General features: G+C 60.0%; 16 protein-coding genes. 5 read left to right on the top strand and 11 right to left on the bottom strand.

Annotated elements, in window-relative coordinates; translation table 11 throughout:
• Positions 1-120 precede the first annotated feature (120 nt).
• Complete coding sequence (locus tag AC07W4_RS18505) at positions 121-1,275, top strand: MalY/PatB family protein (protein WP_495033454.1); 1,155 nt, start codon at positions 121-123, stop codon at positions 1,273-1,275.
• A 60-nt stretch (positions 1,276-1,335) separates the two neighbouring features.
• On the opposite strand, the gene AC07W4_RS18500 is transcribed toward AC07W4_RS18505, so the two are convergent.
• Together AC07W4_RS18500 and AC07W4_RS18495 are read right to left on the bottom strand one after the other, a co-directional pair.
• Positions 1,336-3,684, bottom strand: a complete 2,349-nt coding sequence (locus AC07W4_RS18500) for an ATP-dependent DNA helicase (protein ID WP_495033453.1) — start codon at positions 3,682-3,684, stop codon at positions 1,336-1,338.
• Entirely contained in the window at positions 3,681-5,348 is a 1,668-nt protein-coding gene (locus AC07W4_RS18495; RefSeq protein ID WP_495033452.1) for a VRR-NUC domain-containing protein, read from the bottom strand. Before AC07W4_RS18495 ends, AC07W4_RS18500 begins: the two co-directional genes overlap by 4 nt.
• Positions 5,349-5,543: 195 nt before the next feature.
• On the opposite strand from AC07W4_RS18495, the gene AC07W4_RS18490 reads away from it, so the two are divergent.
• A complete protein-coding gene (locus AC07W4_RS18490; RefSeq protein ID WP_495033451.1) occupies positions 5,544-5,771 on the top strand; it encodes a YgdI/YgdR family lipoprotein in 228 nt (75 codons plus the stop codon).
• 137 nt (positions 5,772-5,908) lie between these two features.
• A complete protein-coding gene (locus AC07W4_RS18485; RefSeq protein WP_008050090.1) occupies positions 5,909-6,580 on the top strand; it encodes an MliC family protein in 672 nt (223 codons plus the stop codon).
• Positions 6,581-6,624: 44 nt separating this feature from the next.
• On the opposite strand, the gene AC07W4_RS18480 is transcribed toward AC07W4_RS18485, so the two are convergent.
• From AC07W4_RS18480 to AC07W4_RS18465, 4 genes are read right to left on the bottom strand one after another with little or no spacing between them, the layout of a single operon-like run.
• On the bottom strand, positions 6,625-7,710 hold the full coding sequence (locus AC07W4_RS18480; RefSeq protein ID WP_495033450.1) for a polyamine ABC transporter substrate-binding protein: 1,086 nt from the start codon (positions 7,708-7,710) through the stop codon (positions 6,625-6,627).
• A 59-nt stretch (positions 7,711-7,769) separates the two neighbouring features.
• Positions 7,770-8,111 (bottom strand): cupin domain-containing protein, encoded by a 342-nt coding sequence (locus AC07W4_RS18475; RefSeq protein WP_495033449.1) that lies wholly within the window; start codon positions 8,109-8,111, stop codon positions 7,770-7,772.
• Between the two features lie 43 nt (positions 8,112-8,154).
• Positions 8,155-9,561 carry an NAD(P)/FAD-dependent oxidoreductase gene (locus tag AC07W4_RS18470; RefSeq protein ID WP_495033448.1) on the bottom strand — a complete coding sequence of 469 codons (1,407 nt, stop codon included), beginning with the start codon at positions 9,559-9,561 and terminating at the stop codon, positions 8,155-8,157.
• Between the two features lie 50 nt (positions 9,562-9,611).
• The gene (locus tag AC07W4_RS18465; RefSeq protein WP_495033447.1) at positions 9,612-10,430 is read right to left on the bottom strand and encodes a helix-turn-helix domain-containing protein; all 819 of its coding nucleotides are present in this window, start codon (positions 10,428-10,430) and stop codon (positions 9,612-9,614) included.
• A 266-nt stretch (positions 10,431-10,696) separates the two neighbouring features.
• Between AC07W4_RS18465 and AC07W4_RS18460 the strand changes: the two genes are divergently transcribed.
• The gene (locus tag AC07W4_RS18460) at positions 10,697-10,969 is read left to right on the top strand and encodes a DUF1652 domain-containing protein (RefSeq protein WP_008050083.1); all 273 of its coding nucleotides are present in this window, start codon (positions 10,697-10,699) and stop codon (positions 10,967-10,969) included.
• An 86-nt stretch (positions 10,970-11,055) separates the two neighbouring features.
• Here AC07W4_RS18460 and AC07W4_RS18455 read toward each other — a convergent pair whose 3' ends face one another.
• Positions 11,056-13,530 carry a UvrD-helicase domain-containing protein gene (locus tag AC07W4_RS18455; protein ID WP_495033446.1) on the bottom strand — a complete coding sequence of 825 codons (2,475 nt, stop codon included), beginning with the start codon at positions 13,528-13,530 and terminating at the stop codon, positions 11,056-11,058.
• A gap of 279 nt (positions 13,531-13,809) precedes the next feature.
• On the opposite strand from AC07W4_RS18455, the gene AC07W4_RS18450 reads away from it, so the two are divergent.
• On the top strand, positions 13,810-14,505 hold the full coding sequence (locus AC07W4_RS18450; RefSeq protein ID WP_495033445.1) for a pirin family protein: 696 nt from the start codon (positions 13,810-13,812) through the stop codon (positions 14,503-14,505).
• Positions 14,506-14,678: 173 nt separating this feature from the next.
• Here AC07W4_RS18450 and pgm read toward each other — a convergent pair whose 3' ends face one another.
• The 4 genes from pgm to AC07W4_RS18430 all read right to left on the bottom strand — a co-directional run bounded on the left by pgm (position 14,679) and on the right by AC07W4_RS18430 (position 20,939).
• The gene (gene pgm, locus AC07W4_RS18445; protein ID WP_495033444.1) at positions 14,679-16,325 is read right to left on the bottom strand and encodes a phosphoglucomutase (alpha-D-glucose-1,6-bisphosphate-dependent); all 1,647 of its coding nucleotides are present in this window, start codon (positions 16,323-16,325) and stop codon (positions 14,679-14,681) included.
• Positions 16,326-16,436: 111 nt separating this feature from the next.
• Complete coding sequence (locus AC07W4_RS18440; protein WP_495033443.1) at positions 16,437-17,837, bottom strand: aminotransferase-like domain-containing protein; 1,401 nt, start codon at positions 17,835-17,837, stop codon at positions 16,437-16,439.
• 40 nt (positions 17,838-17,877) lie between these two features.
• The gene (locus AC07W4_RS18435) at positions 17,878-19,368 is read right to left on the bottom strand and encodes a hypothetical protein (protein ID WP_495033442.1); all 1,491 of its coding nucleotides are present in this window, start codon (positions 19,366-19,368) and stop codon (positions 17,878-17,880) included.
• Positions 19,369-19,916: 548 nt separating this feature from the next.
• A complete protein-coding gene (locus AC07W4_RS18430) occupies positions 19,917-20,939 on the bottom strand; it encodes a zinc-dependent alcohol dehydrogenase family protein (protein WP_495033441.1) in 1,023 nt (340 codons plus the stop codon).
• Between the last annotated feature and the right edge of the window lie 206 nt (positions 20,940-21,145).

Genomic DNA, 21,145 nt, shown 5'->3' with positions numbered 1-21,145 from the left:
GAGCGGCGGTGCGGCGATCCCACAGGGATTGTGGTGTCAGTCATCGCGAGCAAGCTCGCTCCCACAGGGCTTGGCGATTATCATGGTCAGCATTCCAACCCAGCTTTCATGAGACTAAGCATGACTTTCGATTTTGATCAGGTGTTCGACCGCCACAACACCGGCAGTACCAAGTGGAGCCGCTACCCGGCCGACGTGTTGCCGATGTGGGTCGCCGACATGGATTTCGCCGCGCCGCCGGTGATCATCCAGGCCCTGCAAAAACGACTGGAACACCCGATGGTCGGCTACAGCGTGGCCCAGGATGACCTGCGCGAGGCAATCGTTGCCGACCTCTGGAACAAGTACGCCTGGCGCGTCGAGCCCCAGGAGCTGATTTTCCTGCCGGGCGTCGAGTCCGGTTTCAACATGGCGTTGAAGGCACTGGTGCAGGCGCCACAGAACGTCGTGGTCCAGGTCCCGAACTACCCGCCGCTGCGCCATGCGCCCGGGCATTGGGGCCTGAACAAGGTCGAACTGAACTTCGATGCCCAAGCCGACGGCACCTACTCCACGCCGCTGGATACCCTGAGCCAGTCGCTGCAAGGTGGTGGCGCACTGCTGCTGAGCAACCCGCATAACCCCTTGGGCAAGGCCTTCCCCCGCGCAGAGCTGCAAGCCATTGCCGACATTTGCCTTGAGCACGGTGCCTGGATCATTTCCGACGAGATCCACGCCGAATTGTGCTTCGACGGTCGCCAGCACATTCCGATGGCGACCCTGAGCCCGCAAATCGCCCAGCGCACCATCACGCTGATGTCGGCGAGCAAGGCCTACAACATCGCCGGCCTGAAAACCTCGTTCATGATCATCCAGGACCGCCACCTGCGCGAGAAGGTCAACCACGCCCGTTGCGGCATGGTCGACAGCGTCAATCCGCTGGGCATGGAAGCCACCCGCGTCGCCTACAGCGAAGCGGCGCCATGGCTGGCCGAGCTGAAGGTCTACCTGCAAGGCAACCGCGACTTCCTGGCAGAGGCCGTGCGCACCCGCCTGCCGGGCATCACCATGAACCTGCCGCAAAGCACCTACCTGGCATGGCTCGACTGCACGGCACTGGGGCTGGACAACCCGCAGCAGTTCTTCCTGGAACAGGCCAAGGTCGGCTTGAGCGCCGGCCTGGACTTCGGCGATGACTGCAAGCAGTTCGTGCGCCTGAATTTCGGCTGCCCACGGTCACTGCTGGAAGAAGGCATCGCACGGATAGAGCGCAGTTTGCGCAATCTCAAAGCCTGACCCGCCATCCGCAACAACGAAGATCCCTGTGGGAGCGAGCTTGCTCGCGATGGCGTCCTGTCAGTCGGCAATGATGTTGCCTGACAGTGCGCCATCGCGAGCAAGCTCGCTCCCACAGGGTGACAACCCGATGCTGTGATACTCCGCACAATTGCCGGCTATCGCCCACCAACGCGGCAGCAACTGCCTGACTTTGCTCTCGCCAAAACGGTCGTCGATCAACATCACCACCCCTCGATCCTGTTGCGTGCGGATCACCCGTCCAGCGGCCTGCACCACTTTCTGTACGCCGGGAAACAGATACGTATAGTCGTAACCGGCGCCAAAAATGGCGGCCATGCGCCGCTTCAGTTGCTCGTTCACCGGATTGAGTTGCGCCAGCCCCAGGGTGGCGATAAACGCGCCGATCAACCTGGCACCGGGCAAATCGATGCCTTCACCAAAAGCCCCGCCCAGCACCGCAAAGCCGACACCCTGGCCGTCGGCGTGGAATTGATCGAGAAACTGCTGGCGTTGCGCTTCGCCCATGCCTCGGGACTGCGACCACAGACTGATGTGCGGATGCTTCTCGGCGAGTAACTGCGCCACCTGCTGCAAATAATCGAAGCTGCTGAAAAACGCCAGGTAATTGCCGGGGCGCTCGCAGAACTGTCTGGCGATCAAGTCCACGATCGGTTCCAGAGACGACTGGCGATGCACGAACCGGGTGGAGATCTGGTCGACGATGTGCACTTGCAGTTGATCGGCGTGAAACGGCGACTCGACGTCGATGCACACGGTGTCCGCCGGTGTTCCCAGTAAATCGGCGTAATAGCGCCGGGGGCTGAGGGTCGCGGAAAACAGCACCGTGCTACGCGCGGCGGTCAGGCGCGGGCGGATGAACCCGGCGGGGACCACATTGCGCAGGCACAGTTGCGAGAGGTTGCGCCGGCGCTCGAGATCGCGCTTGCTGATGTCGAACAGGAACTGCTCATCGAACAGTTCGGCGACCCGGCAAAAGTGCAGCATGTCGAAGTAAAACCCCAGCAGTGCGCTGTCCAGGCCCTGAGGGTGATCGTTGAGGTAGTCACCGATGCTGGCGCTGCACGATGACAGTGCCTGAAGCAGCTTTTCCGGCGCCTTGTCATAGGCCTGATAGGCGCCGGTTTGCCCGTTATGCAGGGCATTCCACTCACGATTGACCCGCTGCATCGGTTTTTTCAGCACTTCGGGCGCGGTTTTGCGCACGCCGTTGAAGGTCGCCTGATCGAGACTGGCGCTGTACATCTGCCGGCCGCGTTCCACCAGGTTATGGGCTTCGTCCACCAGCACCGCGACTTTCCAGTTATTAGCCTGGGCCAGACCGAACAGCAGCGCACTGAAATCGAAGTAATAGTTGTAGTCGGCAACCACCACGTCGGCCCAACGCGCCATTTCCTGGCTCAGGTAATACGGACAGACATCGTGCGCCAGGGCAACCTCGCGCAAGGCGCTCTGGTTCAGAAGGCTCAGTTCGCTGGCCGCCTGCCGTGCGGCGGGCAGGCGATCGTAGAAACCCCGGGCCAGCGGGCAGGACTCACCGTGACAGGCTTTGTCCGGGTGTTCGCAGGCCTTGTCCCGGGCGATCATCTCCAGCACCCGCAACGGTGGCGCATCGGCGCTGTTCAGAATCACTTGTGCGGCGTCCAGGGCCAGTTGGCGTCCCGGGGTTTTCGCCGTGAGAAAGAAAACTTTGTCCAGTTGCTGCGGCGCCAGGGCCTTGAGCATCGGGAACAAGGTGCCCAGGGTCTTGCCGATGCCCGTGGGCGCCTGGGCCATCAGGCAGCGCCCCGTGCTGACGGCCTTGAACACCGACTCGGCCAGATGGCGTTGCCCCGGTCGAAAACCGGCATGGGGAAAGGCCAGGCCCTGCGCCGCCCGGTTGCGCCCTTCTCGATGAGCGACTTCCTGTTCGGCCCATTGCAGGAACAGCGCGCAATGCCATTCGAAGAATTGTTGCAGCTCGCTGGCTTCGAAAGGCTCGACCAGGCAGGTCTCCTTCTCGCTGACGATGTCGAAGTACACCAGAGCCAGATTGATCCGTGCCAGATCCAGTTTCCGGCACATCAACCAGCCGTAGATTTTCACCTGGGCCCAATGCAATTGGCGGTGGTTGGCCGGTTGTTTGCTCAAGTCGCCGCGGAAGGTCTTGACCTCCTCCAGGCAGTTTTGCCCGGGGTCATAGCCATCCGCCCTGCCCTTGACCGTCAAGGTCTGATACTGGCCCTCCAGGGCGACTTCGCTTTGGTAGCCCTCGCTACGTCGCGAGGCCACCGTACGGTGCCCGACGATACCTTCCAGCGCAGTCGGTGACGGTGTAAAGCGCAGGTCGAGGTCGCCGACCTTGGCGGTGAACTCGCACAGCGCCCGCACCGCAATGCTGTAGCTCAATCGCCCTGCTCCGCCCATTGCACGTAGCACACGGCGATCGGCATCTGGTGTTCGTGGCAGAACTCCAGCCAGCGCAGCTGGTTGTCCTGCAGGCGATCGCCCGGGCCTTTGACTTCGATCATGCGGTAGGTCTTTTGTTGCGGCCAGAACTGGATCAGGTCCGGCATGCCGGCGCGATTGGCCTTGATGTCCAGCAAGAGGCGGTTGAACCAGTGCTTGAGGTGCTCGGCCGGGAGGCAATCGAGGGCTTGCGCCAGCAACTCCTCGCTGAGCACGCTCCAGAACACGAACGGCGACTGCACGCCCCATTTGGCGGCATAACGTTCGCGGATGGTCTGCCGATAGCGCCCGTCGTCGAGTTCGTCCAGGCACGCCTGAAACAGTTCGGCACGGCGGAGCTGGAAGTCTTCGCTGAGCAAGTCCACCGGCCCGCGCTGGAACGGGTGAAAGAACGCCCCCGGCAAAGGCGCGAAGATCGCTGGCCAACACAGCAGGCCAAACAGTGAATTGACCAGACTGTTTTCGACGTAGTGCACCGGCGCCGACTCTTGCGCCAGATGCGCCTGAACGTAGAACTCCACCGATAACGCCGGGTCTGTCCTGGGCAATTGCAGGTCCAGGCGCTGCATTTCCCGAGGCGCTGCCCGCTTGATGGGCGGCCCGCCGAGCTTGCGTCGCAGGCGTGGCAGCACGCGGAGCAACTGCTGATGTTCGGCGGCGCTTTGCGGCGCCTGTTCGGCTTGCTCGGCCAGGTCCATGGCCTGCTCGAACTGGCCGCTGCGTTCAAGCACGCGGATGAGCCGCGCCCGCGCGCCGGGATATGCGCATTCGCGGTACAGGTTCAGGGCCATGGAGAAATCCGCGATGCGTTCGCAGTACTGGGCCATCTGGAACAGCAGCTTGCCGCGTCGGCGTTGCAACCAGGGATTGTCCAGCGCCAGGCCCTTGATCCGCTCGGCCACCTCTTCCAGTGCTTCACCGGCCTCCAATTGTTGCTGGTACCCGTGCAGGAGGACGCAGGCGTCCACGTCTTCGCGGCTGCGCAAGCCACGGGACTCGGCGCAGAATTCAACTTTTTCGTAGGTGTAGATACCGAGGTCGGCCAACACGAACTCCGACCAGTCCTGATACAGGTTGCCGAAAAACATCAGGCGCAGGCGATCGCACAATTGCATGATGGTCAGGCTGAACAGGCGCTCGTCCAGGGTCGGGCACCAGTCGTTGAAGCTTTGCACCTGGGGAAACTGTTCGCACAGCGCTGGCAACCAATCGGCTTTCTTGCCTTTGGGTTGATCGATTGCCGGGCCAAAAGCCTGGAGGATTTCCCCCTTGAGCAGCACCTCGAACAGCCCTTGGACCGCCAACGGCATTCGCTCATCGACCCAGCCGAGCGCCAACAGCGGTTCGACGGCGCAGCCGATATCGCCGATCTCCTCGTAATGCAGCTTGCTTGCCCTGAAATGAACGCCCTTGCGCATGACCATTCTGACCAGCAGTGCCTGCGATTCACGGGGCAACCGCTTAAACTCATTAATGAAACGCAGTTCGTCGACGCTCAGCACATCGGCAAAGCGCTGTTCAAGCCAATCAAGCACTTGCATGAAGTTGTTCAAGTAGTAGAACGGATCGTCGAGGGGATTTGCGGTCACTGGAAAATGGGCCATGGCGATAGATACTGGTTATGCATACAGATACCAGTTCCACGCCTCGTGGCGCAATCGGAAAAGGATAAATGGCGGCGCAATACGGATTTTTCCCAAGGCAGTAGAACTTTCTGCCCCCTGGCGGCACCAACCGCCATACAGGTGCAGTGACAGCCTCGGGCTGATGGCGCTGCTTTAAACGAACGGGAGGTGATCATGGACATCAAGACATTGGGCTTGCCCTTGGCGACAGCGGCCCTGCTGGCGCTGGCCGGTTGCTCGACGCCAACGGTGGTGACGCTGCAGAACGGCACTCAATACCTGACCAAGGACATGCCGAAGACTAAAACCAAGGACGGGTTCTTTGAGTTTGAGGACATTTCCGGTGCAACGGTGAAAGTCAGGGCCGATGAAGTGGCGACGATTCGCGAAGAAGAAGACTGACGTTTCTCCTGGCACGATGTGGCAGGTTTCGAGCACTGCTTTACACTCGATAGACCCCGTGCGACCGAATGACTGTGCAACGCTTCGACACAGGCGTTGCAATACGGGCATCACGCAAAGACTCAGGTGACGCCGAAATGAAAATGGTCATGCCACTTCTGGCCTCTGTGCTCGCCGTCAGCGCGTGCGTGACGGCGAGCGTGTGTGACGCCGCCAAAAAAGCCAAGCCAAAGCCCTTGCCAACGTACAAAACCAGTTTCGATTGCGCCACGCCCCAGGCATCCGCCGAAAAGCTTGTCTGTCACGACCCTCAACTGGCGCGCATGGACCTGGAACTCAATCGTCTTTATCTGCTGGCGCTCAGCGACGACCATTCAGTGCCGCGCCCGAATAAAGTCGAGATCGATCAGCGGTTCTGGATTGAGTCCCGTAACCAGTGTGGTGGCGGGACCCAAGCCAAGGCGTGCATCGTGCGAAGTTACGCCGAGCGTGCGTTCCAACTGCGCCAGGGTTCGGCCATTGCCAGAACCAAGGACCCCAGCAGACTCACGGAAGGCCCATTGGCTTATCGTTGCGCAGGGTTTAACGCATTGGTCGCCGCGACCTTCTTTACCGTCGAACCGGGCGTGGTGTTTCTGAAATGGGCCAACACCTCGGTTACGCTGAACCAGGTGCCCGATAATTCCGGAACCCGGTATACGGGAAAGGATTACAAAGGCAGCTACAGCTTCTGGCAACTGGGCGATGACGTGTTTTTCCAGATACCCGGCTCAGGCCAGATGAGTTGCGCAGCCGAGCCGGTCGGCTGATGAAGATGGCCTCGGGACGTCCTGTCCCGATGGCCGCTCCCGCTTTAGCTGCCGGTGCGAATCTTGTTCCAGACCCGGGTACGCACCCGATCGATGTTCAGTGGCATGGCCTCCAGCGCAAACAGCTTGCCCATCATTTCCGGGCTTGGGTAAACCTTGGTGTCGTTCTTGATCGCCGGGTCGATCAGGCTGTCGGCCTTCTCGTTGCCATTGGCGTAATGCACGTAGTTGCTGACGCCGGCCATGACGTCCGGACGCAGCAGGTAGTCCATGAAGGCGTAACCGGCTTTCTCGTCCGGAGCGTCGGCCGGCATGGCGACCATGTCGAACCAGATCGCGGCGCCTTCCTTGGGAATCGAATAACCGATGTCGATGCCATTGTTGGCTTCCCTGGCGCGGTTTTCCGCCTGCAGTATGTCGCCGGAGAAGCCGACCGCGACGCAGATATCGCCGTTGGCCAGGTCGCTGGTGTACTTGGACGAGTGGAAATAACTGACATACGGCCGCACTTTCAGCAGCAGGGCTTCGGCCTTCTTGTAGTCTTCCGGGTTCTTGCTGTGAGGCGGCAACCCAAGGTAGTTCAACGCGGCCGGTAGCAGTTCGGGGCCGTTGTCGAGGATGGCCACGCCGCACTTCTGCAACTTCTGCATGTTCTCGGGCTTGAAGATCAGGTCCCAGGAATCCACCGGGGCATTGTCCCCCAGCACGGCCTTGACCTTGGCAATGTTGTAGCCGATGCCGGTGCTGCCCCACAGGTACGGGAAGCCGTGTTCGTTGCCCGGGTCGTTGGTCTGCAATGCCTTGAGCAATACCGGGTTGAGGTTCTTCCAGTTCGGCAACTGACTCTTGTCGAGTTTCTTCAGGGCGCCGCCCTCAATCTGCCGGGCCATGAAGTGATTGGACGGGAACACCACGTCGTAGCCGGATTTTCCGGTCATCAACTTGCCATCGAGGGTCTCGTTGCTGTCGTAGACGTCGTAGGTGAAGCCGATGCCGGTTTCTTTCTGGAAGTTTTTCGTGGTGTCTGGCGCGATGTAATCCGACCAGTTGTAAATCTTGACGGTTTCGGCGGCCTGGTTGATCGATGCCACGAGCATCAGCGGGGCCAGGATCAGTGTCTTTCGGATCATGAGTCGATTCCTGTAGGTTTTTTTTGTTGGCAGGCAATCAAAGGATCAAAGATGAAAATTCAGAAAATCAGAACGTAGGTCTTGCGCACGGTTTCCTGGATGTCCCAGATGCCGAGGCTGTTGGCCGGCAACATCAGTGCGTCGCCGGCTTCTATGTGCAGGGGTTCGCCGCCGTCCGGGGTGAAGGTGCAGCGGCCCTGGATGAAATGACAGAACTCCTGGGCAACAATCTGCCGCCGCCAGCGCCCGGGGGTGCATTCCCAGACGCCGGTCTCGACGCCGTCGTCGCGTTCGACGCTGGTGGTCGAAGCCACGGCCACGGGGGTACCCAGGGGTACGGCGACCGGAGTGGATTCGTCCAGTTTCAGGGTTGCGGTGTTCTTGAATTGCGTGATGCTCATGGGAATACCTGTCGATGTAGCCTGTAGATGAAGAGCGCACCGTTTAGTGCATGAAACCTTCCATGAAACCGGCCACCCCGCTGGCCAGCTTGCGCCGCCAGGGCGCAGTGGCCGGGTTGGCCAGGGTCTGGTCTTCATGGACAAAGCTGCGGATGATCGCGTTGTAGCCGAGCCAGCGGATCGGCTCCGGCTCCCAGGCCCGCAGGGCGTCGAGGCCGCGCTGGGGGATGACCCACGGCTGGCGCACCAGATCGGTGTCGCGCCCCAGGATCAGGTCGGCCAGCGTGCGGCCTCCCAGGTTGCTGGCGCCAACGCCCTCCCCGCCATAGCCGCCAGACAAGGCAATGCCATTGGCCCGATCGCAAAGCATGTGCGGCTGGAAATGCCGCGACATGCCCAGGTTGCCGCCCCAGGAATGGGTGATCTGCACGTTCTTCAACTGCGGGAACAGTTCGCCGAACAGGTAGCGTCGCAGCTGTATTTCGTCAGTGCTCAGGTCGAAATCGTGGCGCAGCTTGCCCGCGAACTGGTAGCCGCCACGGGCGCCAAAGATCAATCGATTGTCAGCGGTGCGCTGACCATAGGTGACCTGGCGACTGGCCTCGCTGAACGCCTGGCCGCGACTCAGGCCGATTTCGTCCCAGGTGGCCGCCGACAAGGGTTCGGTCGCGACGATCAGGCTCTGCACCGGCATCTGGTAACGCCCCAACGGCGGCAGCGTGACGGAGTAACCTTCTACCGCCGGCACCACCCAGCGACTGCGCACCGAAGCTTTCGCCGTGCGCAGGCTGCCGGACTGCCAATGGGTGACCGGGCTGTTTTCGTAGATTCTGACGCCCAGGCGCTCCACAGCCCGGGCCAGCCCCCGTACCAGCCTGGCCGGGTGGATGGTCGCCACGTGCGGCGCGTAGATACCGCCATAGGGCTTGGCGACGCGGATCTGTTGCGCCAGTTGCTCCGGGTTCAGCCAGCGATAGTGGCTGTCGTTGAGGCCCTGGCGATGGAGGTCGTCCAGGTAGTGACGCAGGCCGGCCTCCTGCTCCGGATAGCGTGCGGCGCAATACAGCACCCCGCCCTTACGGTAGTCGCAGTCGATCCCCTCGCGTTCGAGGATAATCTCCACTTCATCCGGAATGCTGTGCAACAAATCGTAGGAGGCACGGCGATCTTCGGCCGACAGCCTGGCCAGCAGGCGATCTTCACCCAGCAAATTGCCCATCAGCCAGCCACCATTGCGCCCCGACGCACCGAAACCGGCGGTTTGCGCTTCGACAATGGCGATGTTCAGGTCTGGTTTGTGTTGCTTGAGGTAGTACGCGGTCCAGAGCCCGGTGTAGCCCGCGCCGATGATCGCCACGTCGACATCCAGGTCCCGCTCCAGCGCCGGACGTGCCAACAGAGGCTCGTCGAGCTGGTCCATCCACAAACTGATAGTGCGCCACGCCGGCATGCAAGACTCCGCCACTCGAACTTCGATGGCGTCGATCCTAGTGCGTGGGCTCAGGCGCTGTCTTGCGCGCGTGCACGCAAAGAAATTTGTTTGACGTAGGCCTTGGGTGACTGGCCGGTGTGCTGGCGGAAACAGCTGTAGAACGCCGACAGCGAATTGAATCCGGCAGCGAAGGCCAGCTCATCGATACGCACTGGCGGTGTGGCGGTATCCAGCGCTGCGAGCAAATGTTGCAGGCGCGCCTGGTTGACGTAGCGGTAGAAGCTCTGGCCCAGCACCTGATTCAACAGGTAGGAAATCTGGTTGCGGCTGTAGCCACACTCCTTCGCCACCCGTTGCAGATCGAGTTCCGGGTCCAGATATGGCTGTTGACCCTGGAAATACTGCTGCAGGTCATCGGCCATGAAGCTCAACTGGCGCGGCGACAGGCCGAGCCGGCTGACCGCCGGGCGCTGGTTGCTGGAAGCCTGGCTTGTTGCGGGTTGTTCATGCACCAGCGAGGCGTATTCATTGACCCGCCAGATCAACCCGTCCTTGACGGTGATCGCCTCACTGGCCCGGAACGACACCAACCCTTCACCGCCGCGCAAGGTGATGCGGTACTGAATGAACGCCGTGTTGCCGTCCAGTCGAATACGGTCGGAATGCTCCAGCGCCTCATCCGGATCCCGGGGCATGCTGCTGCGTACATATTCGCGCAACTCGGCCAAGCCCATGACCCGGTTCTGGAAAAAGTCGTTGTACTGGACTTCAGGGTGATAAAGCGCCATGACGCCGTCCAGATCCCGGTGCTTCCAGCGCAAGTGATAGCGCATGACCGTCTCGCCCGTGACCTGGGTTTGCAGCGGGCCATCATTATCGGCGTGCATTGAACATCTCGACGGAAAAAGACCGAGCTTGCCCAACTTACGCAATGTCTTCAACGACTAAACCGATGATGGCAGGTGCTCGCAAATGGCCGATAAGCGTGAGCTGGATCAAAAAAAACGCCGGCAATCGCCAAACGACCTGAAAACTCCACATTATTTTCACATCCGGGTGCTACTTTTAAAAACTGTCACTGGTTGAACCAATGAAGGTTCTTCCCTCCTACCATGAGCTAACGGACGCGCTCGATAATGAAGGCGGGCAACACATGAATAAAGGGTTCAGTAAGGTTACGTTTCCAAACGCCTGCCAGCTGATGCGCTGGCATTTTCATCCCATGGGTTTCGAGGCGAGCATGGACGCGCCGGGCAGCATGATTGCCCGTCTTTTTGATCGTGCCACTGGCGAGACCATGATCGCCATTGCCGGTATTCCGTGCGCCACCGTCATGAATGCAGCGGATGTAGAGCGAATAATCGAAGCGGTGGAGGATGAACTTGAAGCCTTCGTTCCACCGCAGGCCCTCAGGAGTTATGCCTGAAGCCTGTCCACCCCCAAAAAAGCCCACTTCAAGTGGGCTTTTTGTTGAGTGCTATTGCCTGTAGGAGCGAGCTCGCTCCTACAAAATCAGGCCATGGTTTGGCTTTTACGATGGTCGACAAAGAACGCCTTGCCCTTGCCGATCCGGTCGGAGGCCTTGGGCATGTTCGCGGCTTGGGTGTCCTGAGCATCGACGTACCAGTAGCAATGGCTGACGGCGCGGGTAATGCCCACGTAGGCCAGCCGCAGGATCTCGTCCTTCTGGGCGTTGTCGTAGGGCTCGCTGTCACCGGCCTTGCCCAGGCCTGCCATCCGGTAAACCTGATTCTTGTAAGGCGAGCTGGTCAGGTGCTGGCAGTCCCCGAGCAAAAACACCGCATCGGCCTGGAGGCCCTTGGCACTGTGATAGGTCAGTTGCTTGAGCCTGCGCGCCTCATACGGCAAGCTGGAATCAACATTAACTACAGACTTGATATGCTCTTCTATCAATGACTTATCGCTACTTTTTCGATAAAGCATCAAGATTGAATCACCCTTTCGGTAATGTTCCGTCAGGCGTTGGGCCATGCCTTGGTCATCACGATCGAGGACGTTCACCGGCAGCAATGCCTTGGGTTCGCCGCTGGCCTTGGCTTTCTTCCCGGCAATGGCCGGTGCGGCGCGCACGATGTGCTCGGCGGCATCGATGATGTGCTGGTGGCTGCGGTAGTTGTCGCTGAGCATGACCTTGGTGGTGCTCGGCGACGGGAATTCCTTGTTGAACTCCATGAAGTAGGTCGGCGAACTGCCGCGCCAACCATAGATGGACTGCCAGTCATCGCCCACACAGAGCAGCGAGGAACGTTGGGCTGCACGTCCGACGTGCATGGCCGGCCCGCGACTGCGGATCTCTGCCAGGCTGGCCCTGACCCAGGAGACGATCTGCGGCGAGACATCCTGGAATTCGTCGATCATCAGGTGTGACAGCGGCCGCAGCAGCTCATCGCCGAGCAGCTTGAGGTTCTCCGGCGAATGCTCGCTGAACAGGGCAAACATCCGGTTGTAGGTCATGATCGGTGGTTTCTGATCCAGCAAGTGATCTTCCAGCGCCCGCCAGTACAGACTCAAGGCTTCGAAGAAGAACCGGTCGGGATCGTCCTTGGCGAAACTCATCTGCCCCACGGCGCCAGGCACATCCAGGCCGAGGTTTTCGATGAACCCGGCGGCGGCGACAAAGCAATCGAGCAGCGGCGCTGAAGTGAGCTCGCCCTTGACCTTGTAATCGAAGCCCGGCCCGGCGCTGGCATCACCGGCAAGCGAGGCCAAGACACGCTTTGATGATTCATAACTATCCAGCCATATCAAAGGCTTACGACAGAAAGCTTGAAACAGGGTGCGCTTTACTGCCCACTCTGCGCGCACCGTCAGCTTGGCGTTCGGTCGCGTGACCTGCGGGTTTTCCCGAGGATCGAACCCCAGCACCACCCAGGCATCCAGGGACGGGATGTAGCCGTGACAATGGAATGTCGAACCGTTGATATCGAACGACTGGCGATTCGGTTCGATGCCCTTGATGGGCCAGGCACCGGCGCGAAACCACAGGTCCTCGATGGCATCGCACAGCTCTTCATCGCGTTTGGAGGCGAGCTCGGTCACACCCATGCGTTTCTGCACATCCGGGTGATCGCGCTCCAGTTCCTTAAGTTGCAGGGCATGCCGGGACAACGGCTTGATCAGCTCGCGAAAACGCTCGTCGTCACTGTGCAGCCGGTGATAGCAGGCGTTGAGCTGTTGGCGTTGAACGTCGTTGATGCGCAGGTCGAACGGATTACTGTCGACCTCCTCATCACCCTGTGCGGTCCGCAGGCTGAGGTTCTCGAAAGCCTGTAACCGCTCGAAACCCGGAAGGCTGCGGACCATCGGCAGGATCCGCGAGTGAAAGGTGCGCACCAGGTCCCGCGCCTCCTTGAAACTGATCTCGCGGCCCCAGAGCGCAAACAGTTCGATCAGCTTGTTGATGAAGTCCTTGCGCGACTCGCGGGTGAAGGTCACCACCGTCATCGAGCTCAGCTCGAAGCCCAGGTAATGGGTCAACAGCAAGATACGCAGCACCAGCGTGGTCGATTTGCCTGCACCGGCACCCGCGATCACCGAGGTGGATGGCGTATCGCTGAAGATCATTTTCCACTGTGCGGCGCTGGGCTGGGCATGGGCCGGCAACAACCGGGCGACATCGGCCTTCATGCGCTTCTTCAACTCGGCGCTCAACGGCAGGCGCCAATCGTCGAACAGCAGGTCATCGACATTCGGCGGTCGGTATTCAGTGCTGCGCGAGTCGCGGATCAGCAGGACCTGCCGCCCTTCCTCCAGCCCTTCGAGCTTGCCTTCCTTGTAGCCGTAATCGACCCCGGCGCTGTGACCGCTGCGAAAACCGTCGGCCTGGCCATGCAACCACGACGCACGATGCTGTGCGTGCAGGCGGGTCAGGCTGTAGCCGAAGAATCGGGCGAGCAATCGCTTGATCAGCGGCATCTCGGCCAAGGGGCGAAGTTCAGGCGGAAGATCGGGGGTGTGTTGCGGCACGCGGACTGACTCCAGGGTGTGAGGCTGTTGAGCGCTATGGTGTCTGCATTTGCCGTCGAGTTCTAGTCAATTGCTTATGACTCATTGGCTTATGCGATGAAGTGAATGCTGGATGAGAAACTTTCGAGTTCGTTTTATATCAATCCATTCGATGGGAATGCTGCATTTTTTACGCTTTTTATCGATTGTTGCCTGTTGGATGATGGCCGCCATCACTCACCGGTCTCGCTTCGTGGCTCAGGCACCTGGCCCCATGACCAACCTTTTCTGGAGACGATCATGCTTGAACTCAGGCCTTTCAACTCGCTCGGCGGCGCTCACCACGGCTGGCTGGATGCTCACCACCATTTTTCGTTCGCTGAATACTACGATCCCAAGCGCATGAACTGGGGCAACCTGCGGGTCTGGAACGACGACGTGATCGCTCCCGGCACCGGCTTCCCGCAACACCCGCACCGGGACATGGAAATCATCACCTATGTCCGCGAAGGCGCCATTACCCACCAGGACAACCTTGGCAACAAGGGCCGCACGGAAGCCGGTGACGTCCAGGTCATGAGTGCCGGTACCGGGATCGCCCACAGCGAGTACAACCTGGAAGCGACGCCGACCCGGATTTTCCAGATCTGGATCATCCCGAACGAGTCCGGCCTGGCCCCGTCCTGGGGCGCCAAGCCGTTCCCGAAAGGCGACCGCGAAGGTTTTGTCACCCTGGCCAGCGGCAAGGAAGGCGACGATCAGAGCCTGCGCATCCGCGCCGATGCCCGGTTGGTAGCCGCCAATCTGAAGGCCGGCGAAACGGCCGAATACCTTTTGGACAGCGGGCGTCGGGCCTACCTGGTCCCGGCTACCGGGGTCATTGAAGTCAATGGCTTGCGCGCAGAAGCTCGAGACGGTGTCGCGGTGGCCGATGAGCAGGTACTGCGTGTGACTGCCATCGAGGACAGTGAGATCGTGTTGGTGGACCTGGCGTGATCGTCTGAGGGCAATCACAAAAAAGGGGCGACCGTGCTGGTCGCCCCTTTTTAGTTGCTGCAGCGAACCCCTTGTGGGAGCGGGCTTGCTCGCGAAGGCGTCGTATCAGGCTACTTAGATAGTGACTGACACACCGCTTTCGCGAGCAAGCCCGCTCCCACAGGGTTGTGTGTTTATTTCGCGCAAATGGCTCCATCGACCAGCGTTTGCGCCTCGGCCACCAGTTGCTTGAGGTGGTCGTCGCTGACGAAGCTTTCGGCGTAGATCTTGTAGATGTCCTCGGTACCCGATGGGCGCGCCGCGAACCAGCCGTTCTCGGTCATGACCTTGAGGCCGCCGATGGCCTGGTCATTGCCCGGTGCGTGACTGAGGATGCTCTGGATCGGCTCGCCCGCCAGTCGGGTCGAGGTAACCTGTTGCGGCGACAACTTGCTCAACAAGGCTTTCTGCTCCGGATTGGCCTTGGCGTCGACCCGTACCGAGAACGGCTCACCCAGTTCGTCGGTCAAGGCACGGTACGCCTGGCTCGGGTCGCGGCCGGTACGGGCGGTCATCTCGGCGGCCAGCAGGGCCGGAATCAAACCGTCCTTGTCAGTGCTCCAGACGCCGCCGTCCTTGCGCAGGAACGAGGCACCGGCGCTTTCTTCGCCGCCAAAACCCAGGGAGCCATCGAACAGGCCGTCGGCAAACCATTTGAAACCGACCGGCACTTCGTACAGGCGACGACCCAGGCGCTTGGCCACTCGATCGATCAAGCCGCTGCTGACCACGGTTTTACCCACGGCGGCATCGGCACGCCATTGCGGACGGTTCTGGAACAGGTAGTCGATGGCAACGGCGAGATAATTGTTCGGCGCCAGCAAGCCACCAGACGGGGTGACGATGCCATGGCGGTCGTGGTCCGGATCGCAGGCAAACGCCACGTCGAAGCGTTCTTTCAGGCCGATCAGACCTTGCATGGCGTGGCTGGACGATGGGTCCATGCGGATCTGGCCGTCCCAGTCGACGGTCATGAAACGGAAGGTCGGGTCGACCTCTTTGTTCACCACGTCCAGGTCCAGGCGGTAATGCTCGGCAATCGCCGACCAGTAGCGCACCCCTGCTCCACCCAGCGGATCGACACCCAGGCGCAGCTTGGCGTCGCGGATGGCGTCGAAGTCGATCACGTTGATCAGATCGGCGACATAGGTGTTGAGGTAGTCGTGACGATGGGTGGTGCTGGCCTTCAACGCCTGCTCGTAGCTGATGCGCTTGACGCCAGCGAGCTTGTTGGCCAGCAGTTCGTTGGCCTTGGCTTCGATCCACTTGGTGATATGGGTATCGGCCGGGCCACCGTTGGTTGGGTTGTACTTGTAGCCACCGCTTTGCGGCGGGTTGTGGGACGGCGTGATGACAATGCCGTCCGCCAGGCCGCTGGTGCGCCCACGGTTGTAGCACAGAATCGCATGGGAAATGGCCGGTGTCGGCGTGTACTCGTCGCCAGCGGCAATCATCACGGTCACGCCGTTGGCTGCCAGTACTTCTAGGGCGCTGGCGCCGGCCGGCGTGGACAGCGCGTGGGTGTCGATACCGACAAACAGCGGGCCATCGATACCTTGAGCTTCGCGGTACAGGCAGATCGCCTGGCTGATCGCCAGCACGTGCCATTCGTTGAAACTCAAGTCAAACGAGCTGCCCCGGTGCCCGGACGTGCCGAAGGCAACGCGCTGGGTCGAAATCGCGGCATCAGGCTGGCCGGTGTAATAGGCCGTTACCAGTCGCGGGATGTCGACCAACAATTCTGCCGGTGCCGGTTTACCCGCAAAAGGACTGAGTGTCATGCAAAACCTCTGGAATAGAGTGGTTCAGGAATTGGGTCGCAGTTTACTGGCAGTTTGACCGCAAGGCGATGGGATCGATCCAACACAGTGGAGGTTGTTATTTTTTGTCACTCACTCGACTGATTCCAGACGCAGCGCATCCCCCAGCAATCCCAGTGCGGCCGCCAGGTTGTGATCGCCGCCGAAGGTATGGCTCAGGCGCAAATGCTGCCCGTGCAGGCCGTGGAGGCTGAAAAGCTCGCCTGGCGCGATGACCACCTGATGCGCCAACAGGCGCTGGAACACACGGCGGACATTGACCCGACGCAACGAGCGCGCCCAGACCGTTGCACCACCTTCTGGCTCGACGAAATGCAAGGCATCTCCCAATCGCTCCTGCAACAGCAGGGTCATTTGACTCTTGCGCTCCTTGAGCAGCCGTCGCAGTACCAGCAGGTGTTGATCGATGCGCCCGCTGCTGTACAAGCGGGCGATGGCTTTCTGGCGAATCGGCGAGAGTCGGAAGGAACGCAGCAGAAAATGCCGTTGCAGTTCCGCACTCAAATGCCTTGAAAGCAGATAACCGTAGGGCGCCTCAGGCCCGATGATTTTCTCGAACGTGGAAAACACCATTAGCCGTTCAGGGTCCAGCAAGTCTCGAAACCGCACGCAGCCCAGGTCGAATCCAAGTTCGCCATAGCAGTCGTTTTCCAACACCCAACTGTCATGCGCGGCCAGAAGCCGGGCAATGGCCTGCCTGTTTTCGTCAGGCGCCAGGCTGCCACGGGGCATGTTCAGGGCCGATGACAGCATCACCAGCCTTACCGGTTCGGTATCGAGCAACATTTCAAGACGTTGCGGATCCAGGCAGGCATCGGTTTGCACAGGCAACTCGATCACCCGCACGCTGGCGGCTTGAAACAAGCGCAGGATCGTCCAGTCGCACGGAGATTCGACCACCACCGTGGCGTCTTTCAAGCCCAGCACGGCGATCAGGATTTCCAGTACGCCGCGAAGGTCAGCGCCGATGTAGACATCATCGGCGTGCCAGTAACGCATGGGCGACGTGGTGTAGCGTGCTGCCAGGGCTGCGCGCAATTCGAGTTCGCCACAGGGTTGCGAAGGCGACTGCGGCTGGCGGGGATACTGACGCAGCAACTCCCGCTCCAGCAGCAACAAAGGACTGTCGAGCGGCTGCAGCAACGCCGGCTCATCGGCGCTCAGGACCAGCACTCCCGGGCGCCTGGCATTGACGTAGACCGCTTCCAGCAAGTCGCTGCCGCTGTCCTGCAGGTTGATCGAGGACACCGGCAACGCGTAGTAACCAGACTTGGCCACTGAATAGACGCGCCCTTCTTTCTCCAGCAGCGAATAGGCGTACTGAATGGTCGAGATCGACACATTGAGGCGCTCCGCCAGGTGCCGCAGCGACGGCAGGCGGATGCGCGAATCCCCTTCAGACTCGTTGATCAGGCTGACAAGGTATCGATAAACCGCCTGATAGGCGAAATCCGTTTCTCGTGGACCTTTCATGGTTGAAGGCCAACCGTTCTGGCTGAAAACCCGCCCACGCTCAGTGACCCGCTGACCATTCATCCTCCAGCGTGATGCCGGCATCAGGATCGCCCAGCGCATTATGCGACGCGGCCCTTTGGATAATTGATTCGGTCGCCTCGCCACCGCCTGCGGGCGTCCACTCCATGCGGTAAAGCTGGCCAATCAGGCTGACGGGCAATCCGCTGACATCAACCATCCATTGCATGATCTGTTCGGCGACCGGGTGCCCCTGCATGGCCTTGTGCAACTCGGGCATGGCCACCAGCATGCCCGGATGGCACTGACGCAGAAAACGCTCGAGCCCCGCGCCGTTTTCGATAAAGGGCGCAAAAAGCAGGCACACCAGTTGTGCTTCGCTCAGCCCCAGGTTCTTTTGTGTCTCGGCCGCCGCTCGGGCGCGCAACTCGGCCAATGTCGCCGGATTGCCAAAGACCTCGATGGCCTGCTCGCACAATCGCTCGGACAAGTGCTTGCGGCGCATCATCACCAAGGCACCTTGCAGGTATTGCGCAACACCGGATTCGTAATTTCGGTTCTGCACGAAGCACGCATGCAACCCTCGGATGTGCGCCGTGATCAACGGGCTGACGAATTCGTTGTCGCTGATCTGCGCGGACAGTTCGTCTGGCTGGAAGCCGAGAAACTCGGTCAACAATGGCCAACGCTCGTCCGGGTTGCTGACCAGCAGGTCGTGAATATCGATGCAGGCCGTACGACGACAGGTCTCGAAGTGCTCTTGCGGACGCCACGGGGCCTGGCCGTAATCGGCGTAGAACGCTTGATAACAGTCGCTGCCCAGCTCATCGAGCAATGCAAACAACCCCGTATAACCGGCCTCGCCCGTGTGGGAAAACTGGAGCCCGGCCTTGGTAGCGGCACGTTTCAAACCCTCGATGAAATGCTTCTGCTGGCGCGGCGTGTCACTGATGAGCAAGGCGTCGACACCACCGTCCCAACGGGCGATTTGTCCGTAGAACTCGCCTGTGGCCAGATAACCGTCGTCCCACAGGTCGAACCCGCCGCGCCACTCCCGGCGATGGCCGATCAGCAGCAGGTTCAGGCGGCTGGATTCGCGCCCGGCGTCGGAAATCGGGGTCAGGTGGTTGAACGGCAAGACCTCCCGATCATCGACCATCAACACCTCGACCCGGGGATCGTCATAGACAAACAACGCGCTGTTGGTCCGGTGCATGTTTTCCATGGCCGCGCAGTTTGTTCCGTTCAACCGTAACGAGGCGATGCGTAACTGGAATGTCGCCGGTGTCCGCGTGGCGATGGTCAATTGCGCGGCACGCAACAGTGCCAGGGTGTAGCAGTTGTCTCGGGTCCCGGACTGGATCGCCAACACCTTGTAATCGCCAATGCGCTCCATGCCCCCGGCCGCGACTGCCAGGCGCTGAATCAACAATTGCAATGCAGTGCGTTCGGCACGGGAGAAAAAACCCAGCAATCGCTGCAGCACTTGTTGATAGACATAGTTCATCGCTTGGTCATGGATGCTGGTCATCTTTATTTACCTGATACTCGTAAGTTAAATATCGTGCAGACAGCAAATCCCGTTGGACTGTCTGCACGAATGGAGTCATTGACTTTATTGCCAAATGCTAACACTTGAATTTTATTGAAAACATTTTAAACGATCGCCACACCCCCTCATTTCAGCGGCAAAGGTGAAGCTGAGGCGCCCGGATGGCAAGGGTTTGTTCGCTTTAAACCAGAGTCCTAGGAAATATCCGACAAGGTCCCACAGACACTTAGCACAAGAAATAAGGAAGGAAGTTGTCGCTGTCTTTTTGGCAACTAAACAACAAACTAATTTTGAGATTTGCACCGATGGCGCACAGTGAAAAGTTTCAGCCTGACACCCAGCCATGACTCATTCCTTGAGATGAAAGTAATCATTCAATTATCAGGGCTTAGTGGCTGATTAGAAGCTACAGATTACGGACAAAAACCAGTTCAGTTGCTGAAGCGGCCTGTGGATCGACGGGGTTCGGGGCGTAAACGAAAGAGTCCGTGTGGGCACGGACTCTTGGAGGGGCTGTTGGGTAAGTATCAGGCCGGTTCGACCTGCAGCGCGACCCGTTCGCGACACGGGCATTCGTCCATGTAGCGGTGCGCTTCGACGAACTCGGAAAACGGGAAGACCCGGGTCTTGAGCGGCAGCAGAACGCGGTCGGCGGTCAGTTGGTTGATGTCGCGCAAGGCACGTTGCAGTGCGGCCTGGTCCTGGGTGATGCCCAGCTCCGGCTTGCCCGTGAAGTTGCCGATGCAGTGCACGAAAAACTGAATGTTCTTCTGAAACGCTGCGCAGGCCGGGAAAGGCGTCTGGTTGCCACCTTGCAGGCCGTACAGCACCAGGCTGCCGCGAGGCGCCAGCACGTCGCCCAGCAACGACATCTGCGGACCGCCCAAACCATCGAACACCACGTCCACGCCGCGGTTATCGGTGATTTTGTTGATCCGCATGAGCAGATCTTCTTCCTCGGTAACGATGACTTTTTCGGCACCCAGTGACAGCAGATACTCACGCTCTTCTGCTGACTTGGTTGCGGCAATCACTCGAACACCCAAGGCCTTGCCCAGTTGTACGAACGAAGGTCCGGCGCAATGACTCGCGTCAGTCACCAGGGCGAATTGCCCGGGCTTGACCCGTGCCAGGTCGGCATAAGCGAAATAGGCGACCAACAGCGGCGTGTAATGCACGCTGGCTTCGATCGGGGTGAGTACGTCCGGGTAACGGGTCATCGACGAGCGCGGCAGTACGATCAGTTCGCCGTAGACCGGATAGTCGTTCGGGCTTTGGGCCGGGAAACTGGCGACCTTGTCACCTATCGCCAGGTCATCGACACCCTCACCGACAGCCGTGACGATACCGGCCATTTCCTGGCCAAGGCCGGAAGGCAGATGGGCGCGGGACGACGCCAGGTTCTGGCGCCAGAGCGTGTCATACCAACTGATGCCGATCGCTTCGACGCGCACCTGCACTTCGCCCGGTGCAGGCAGTGCCGCCGCATGCTCTTCGCATTTGAGCACCTCGGCTGGACCAAACTTGTGAAAACGAATCGTGCGGGACATCACAAACCTCGCCAATTGAACCTCTAATGCCTTGAACTCTAGCTGGGCTTTCAACCCAACACTATCTGTGGCTATTAATAGTCGACATGCCTGTCATTGATTCCGCAGGGGCAGCAACATCGTCAAATGTCGTAAGAAATTGAAGCCACCTTTGTAGGAAAACTGAATTACCCGGTGCAGAGTACCAGTCTTTCCCCGTAATATTC

This window comes from Pseudomonas sp. GW821-FHT02A08 (assembly GCF_059422045.1).
The sequence above is the reverse complement of the archived record's forward strand: the minus strand, read 5'-3'. Positions and strand labels throughout refer to the sequence as shown.

What these genes read in the sequence shown, in the direction of transcription:
- pgm (WP_495033444.1), bottom strand. Translation starts at nt 16,325, where the DNA reads ATGACACTCAGTCCTTTTGCGGGTAAACCGGCACCGGCAGAATTGTTG.
- AC07W4_RS18490 (WP_495033451.1), top strand. Translation starts at nt 5,544, where the DNA reads ATGGACATCAAGACATTGGGCTTGCCCTTGGCGACAGCGGCCCTGCTG.
- AC07W4_RS18480 (WP_495033450.1), bottom strand. Translation starts at nt 7,710, where the DNA reads ATGATCCGAAAGACACTGATCCTGGCCCCGCTGATGCTCGTGGCATCG.
- AC07W4_RS18495 (WP_495033452.1), bottom strand. Translation starts at nt 5,348, where the DNA reads ATGGCCCATTTTCCAGTGACCGCAAATCCCCTCGACGATCCGTTCTAC.
- AC07W4_RS18430 (WP_495033441.1), bottom strand. Translation starts at nt 20,939, where the DNA reads ATGTCCCGCACGATTCGTTTTCACAAGTTTGGTCCAGCCGAGGTGCTC.
- AC07W4_RS18485 (WP_008050090.1), top strand. Translation starts at nt 5,909, where the DNA reads ATGAAAATGGTCATGCCACTTCTGGCCTCTGTGCTCGCCGTCAGCGCG.
- AC07W4_RS18440 (WP_495033443.1), bottom strand. Translation starts at nt 17,837, where the DNA reads ATGAAAGGTCCACGAGAAACGGATTTCGCCTATCAGGCGGTTTATCGA.
- AC07W4_RS18450 (WP_495033445.1), top strand. Translation starts at nt 13,810, where the DNA reads ATGCTTGAACTCAGGCCTTTCAACTCGCTCGGCGGCGCTCACCACGGC.
- AC07W4_RS18435 (WP_495033442.1), bottom strand. Translation starts at nt 19,368, where the DNA reads ATGACCAGCATCCATGACCAAGCGATGAACTATGTCTATCAACAAGTG.
- AC07W4_RS18460 (WP_008050083.1), top strand. Translation starts at nt 10,697, where the DNA reads ATGAATAAAGGGTTCAGTAAGGTTACGTTTCCAAACGCCTGCCAGCTG.
- AC07W4_RS18475 (WP_495033449.1), bottom strand. Translation starts at nt 8,111, where the DNA reads ATGAGCATCACGCAATTCAAGAACACCGCAACCCTGAAACTGGACGAA.
- AC07W4_RS18470 (WP_495033448.1), bottom strand. Translation starts at nt 9,561, where the DNA reads ATGCCGGCGTGGCGCACTATCAGTTTGTGGATGGACCAGCTCGACGAG.
- AC07W4_RS18465 (WP_495033447.1), bottom strand. Translation starts at nt 10,430, where the DNA reads ATGCACGCCGATAATGATGGCCCGCTGCAAACCCAGGTCACGGGCGAG.
- AC07W4_RS18505 (WP_495033454.1), top strand. Translation starts at nt 121, where the DNA reads ATGACTTTCGATTTTGATCAGGTGTTCGACCGCCACAACACCGGCAGT.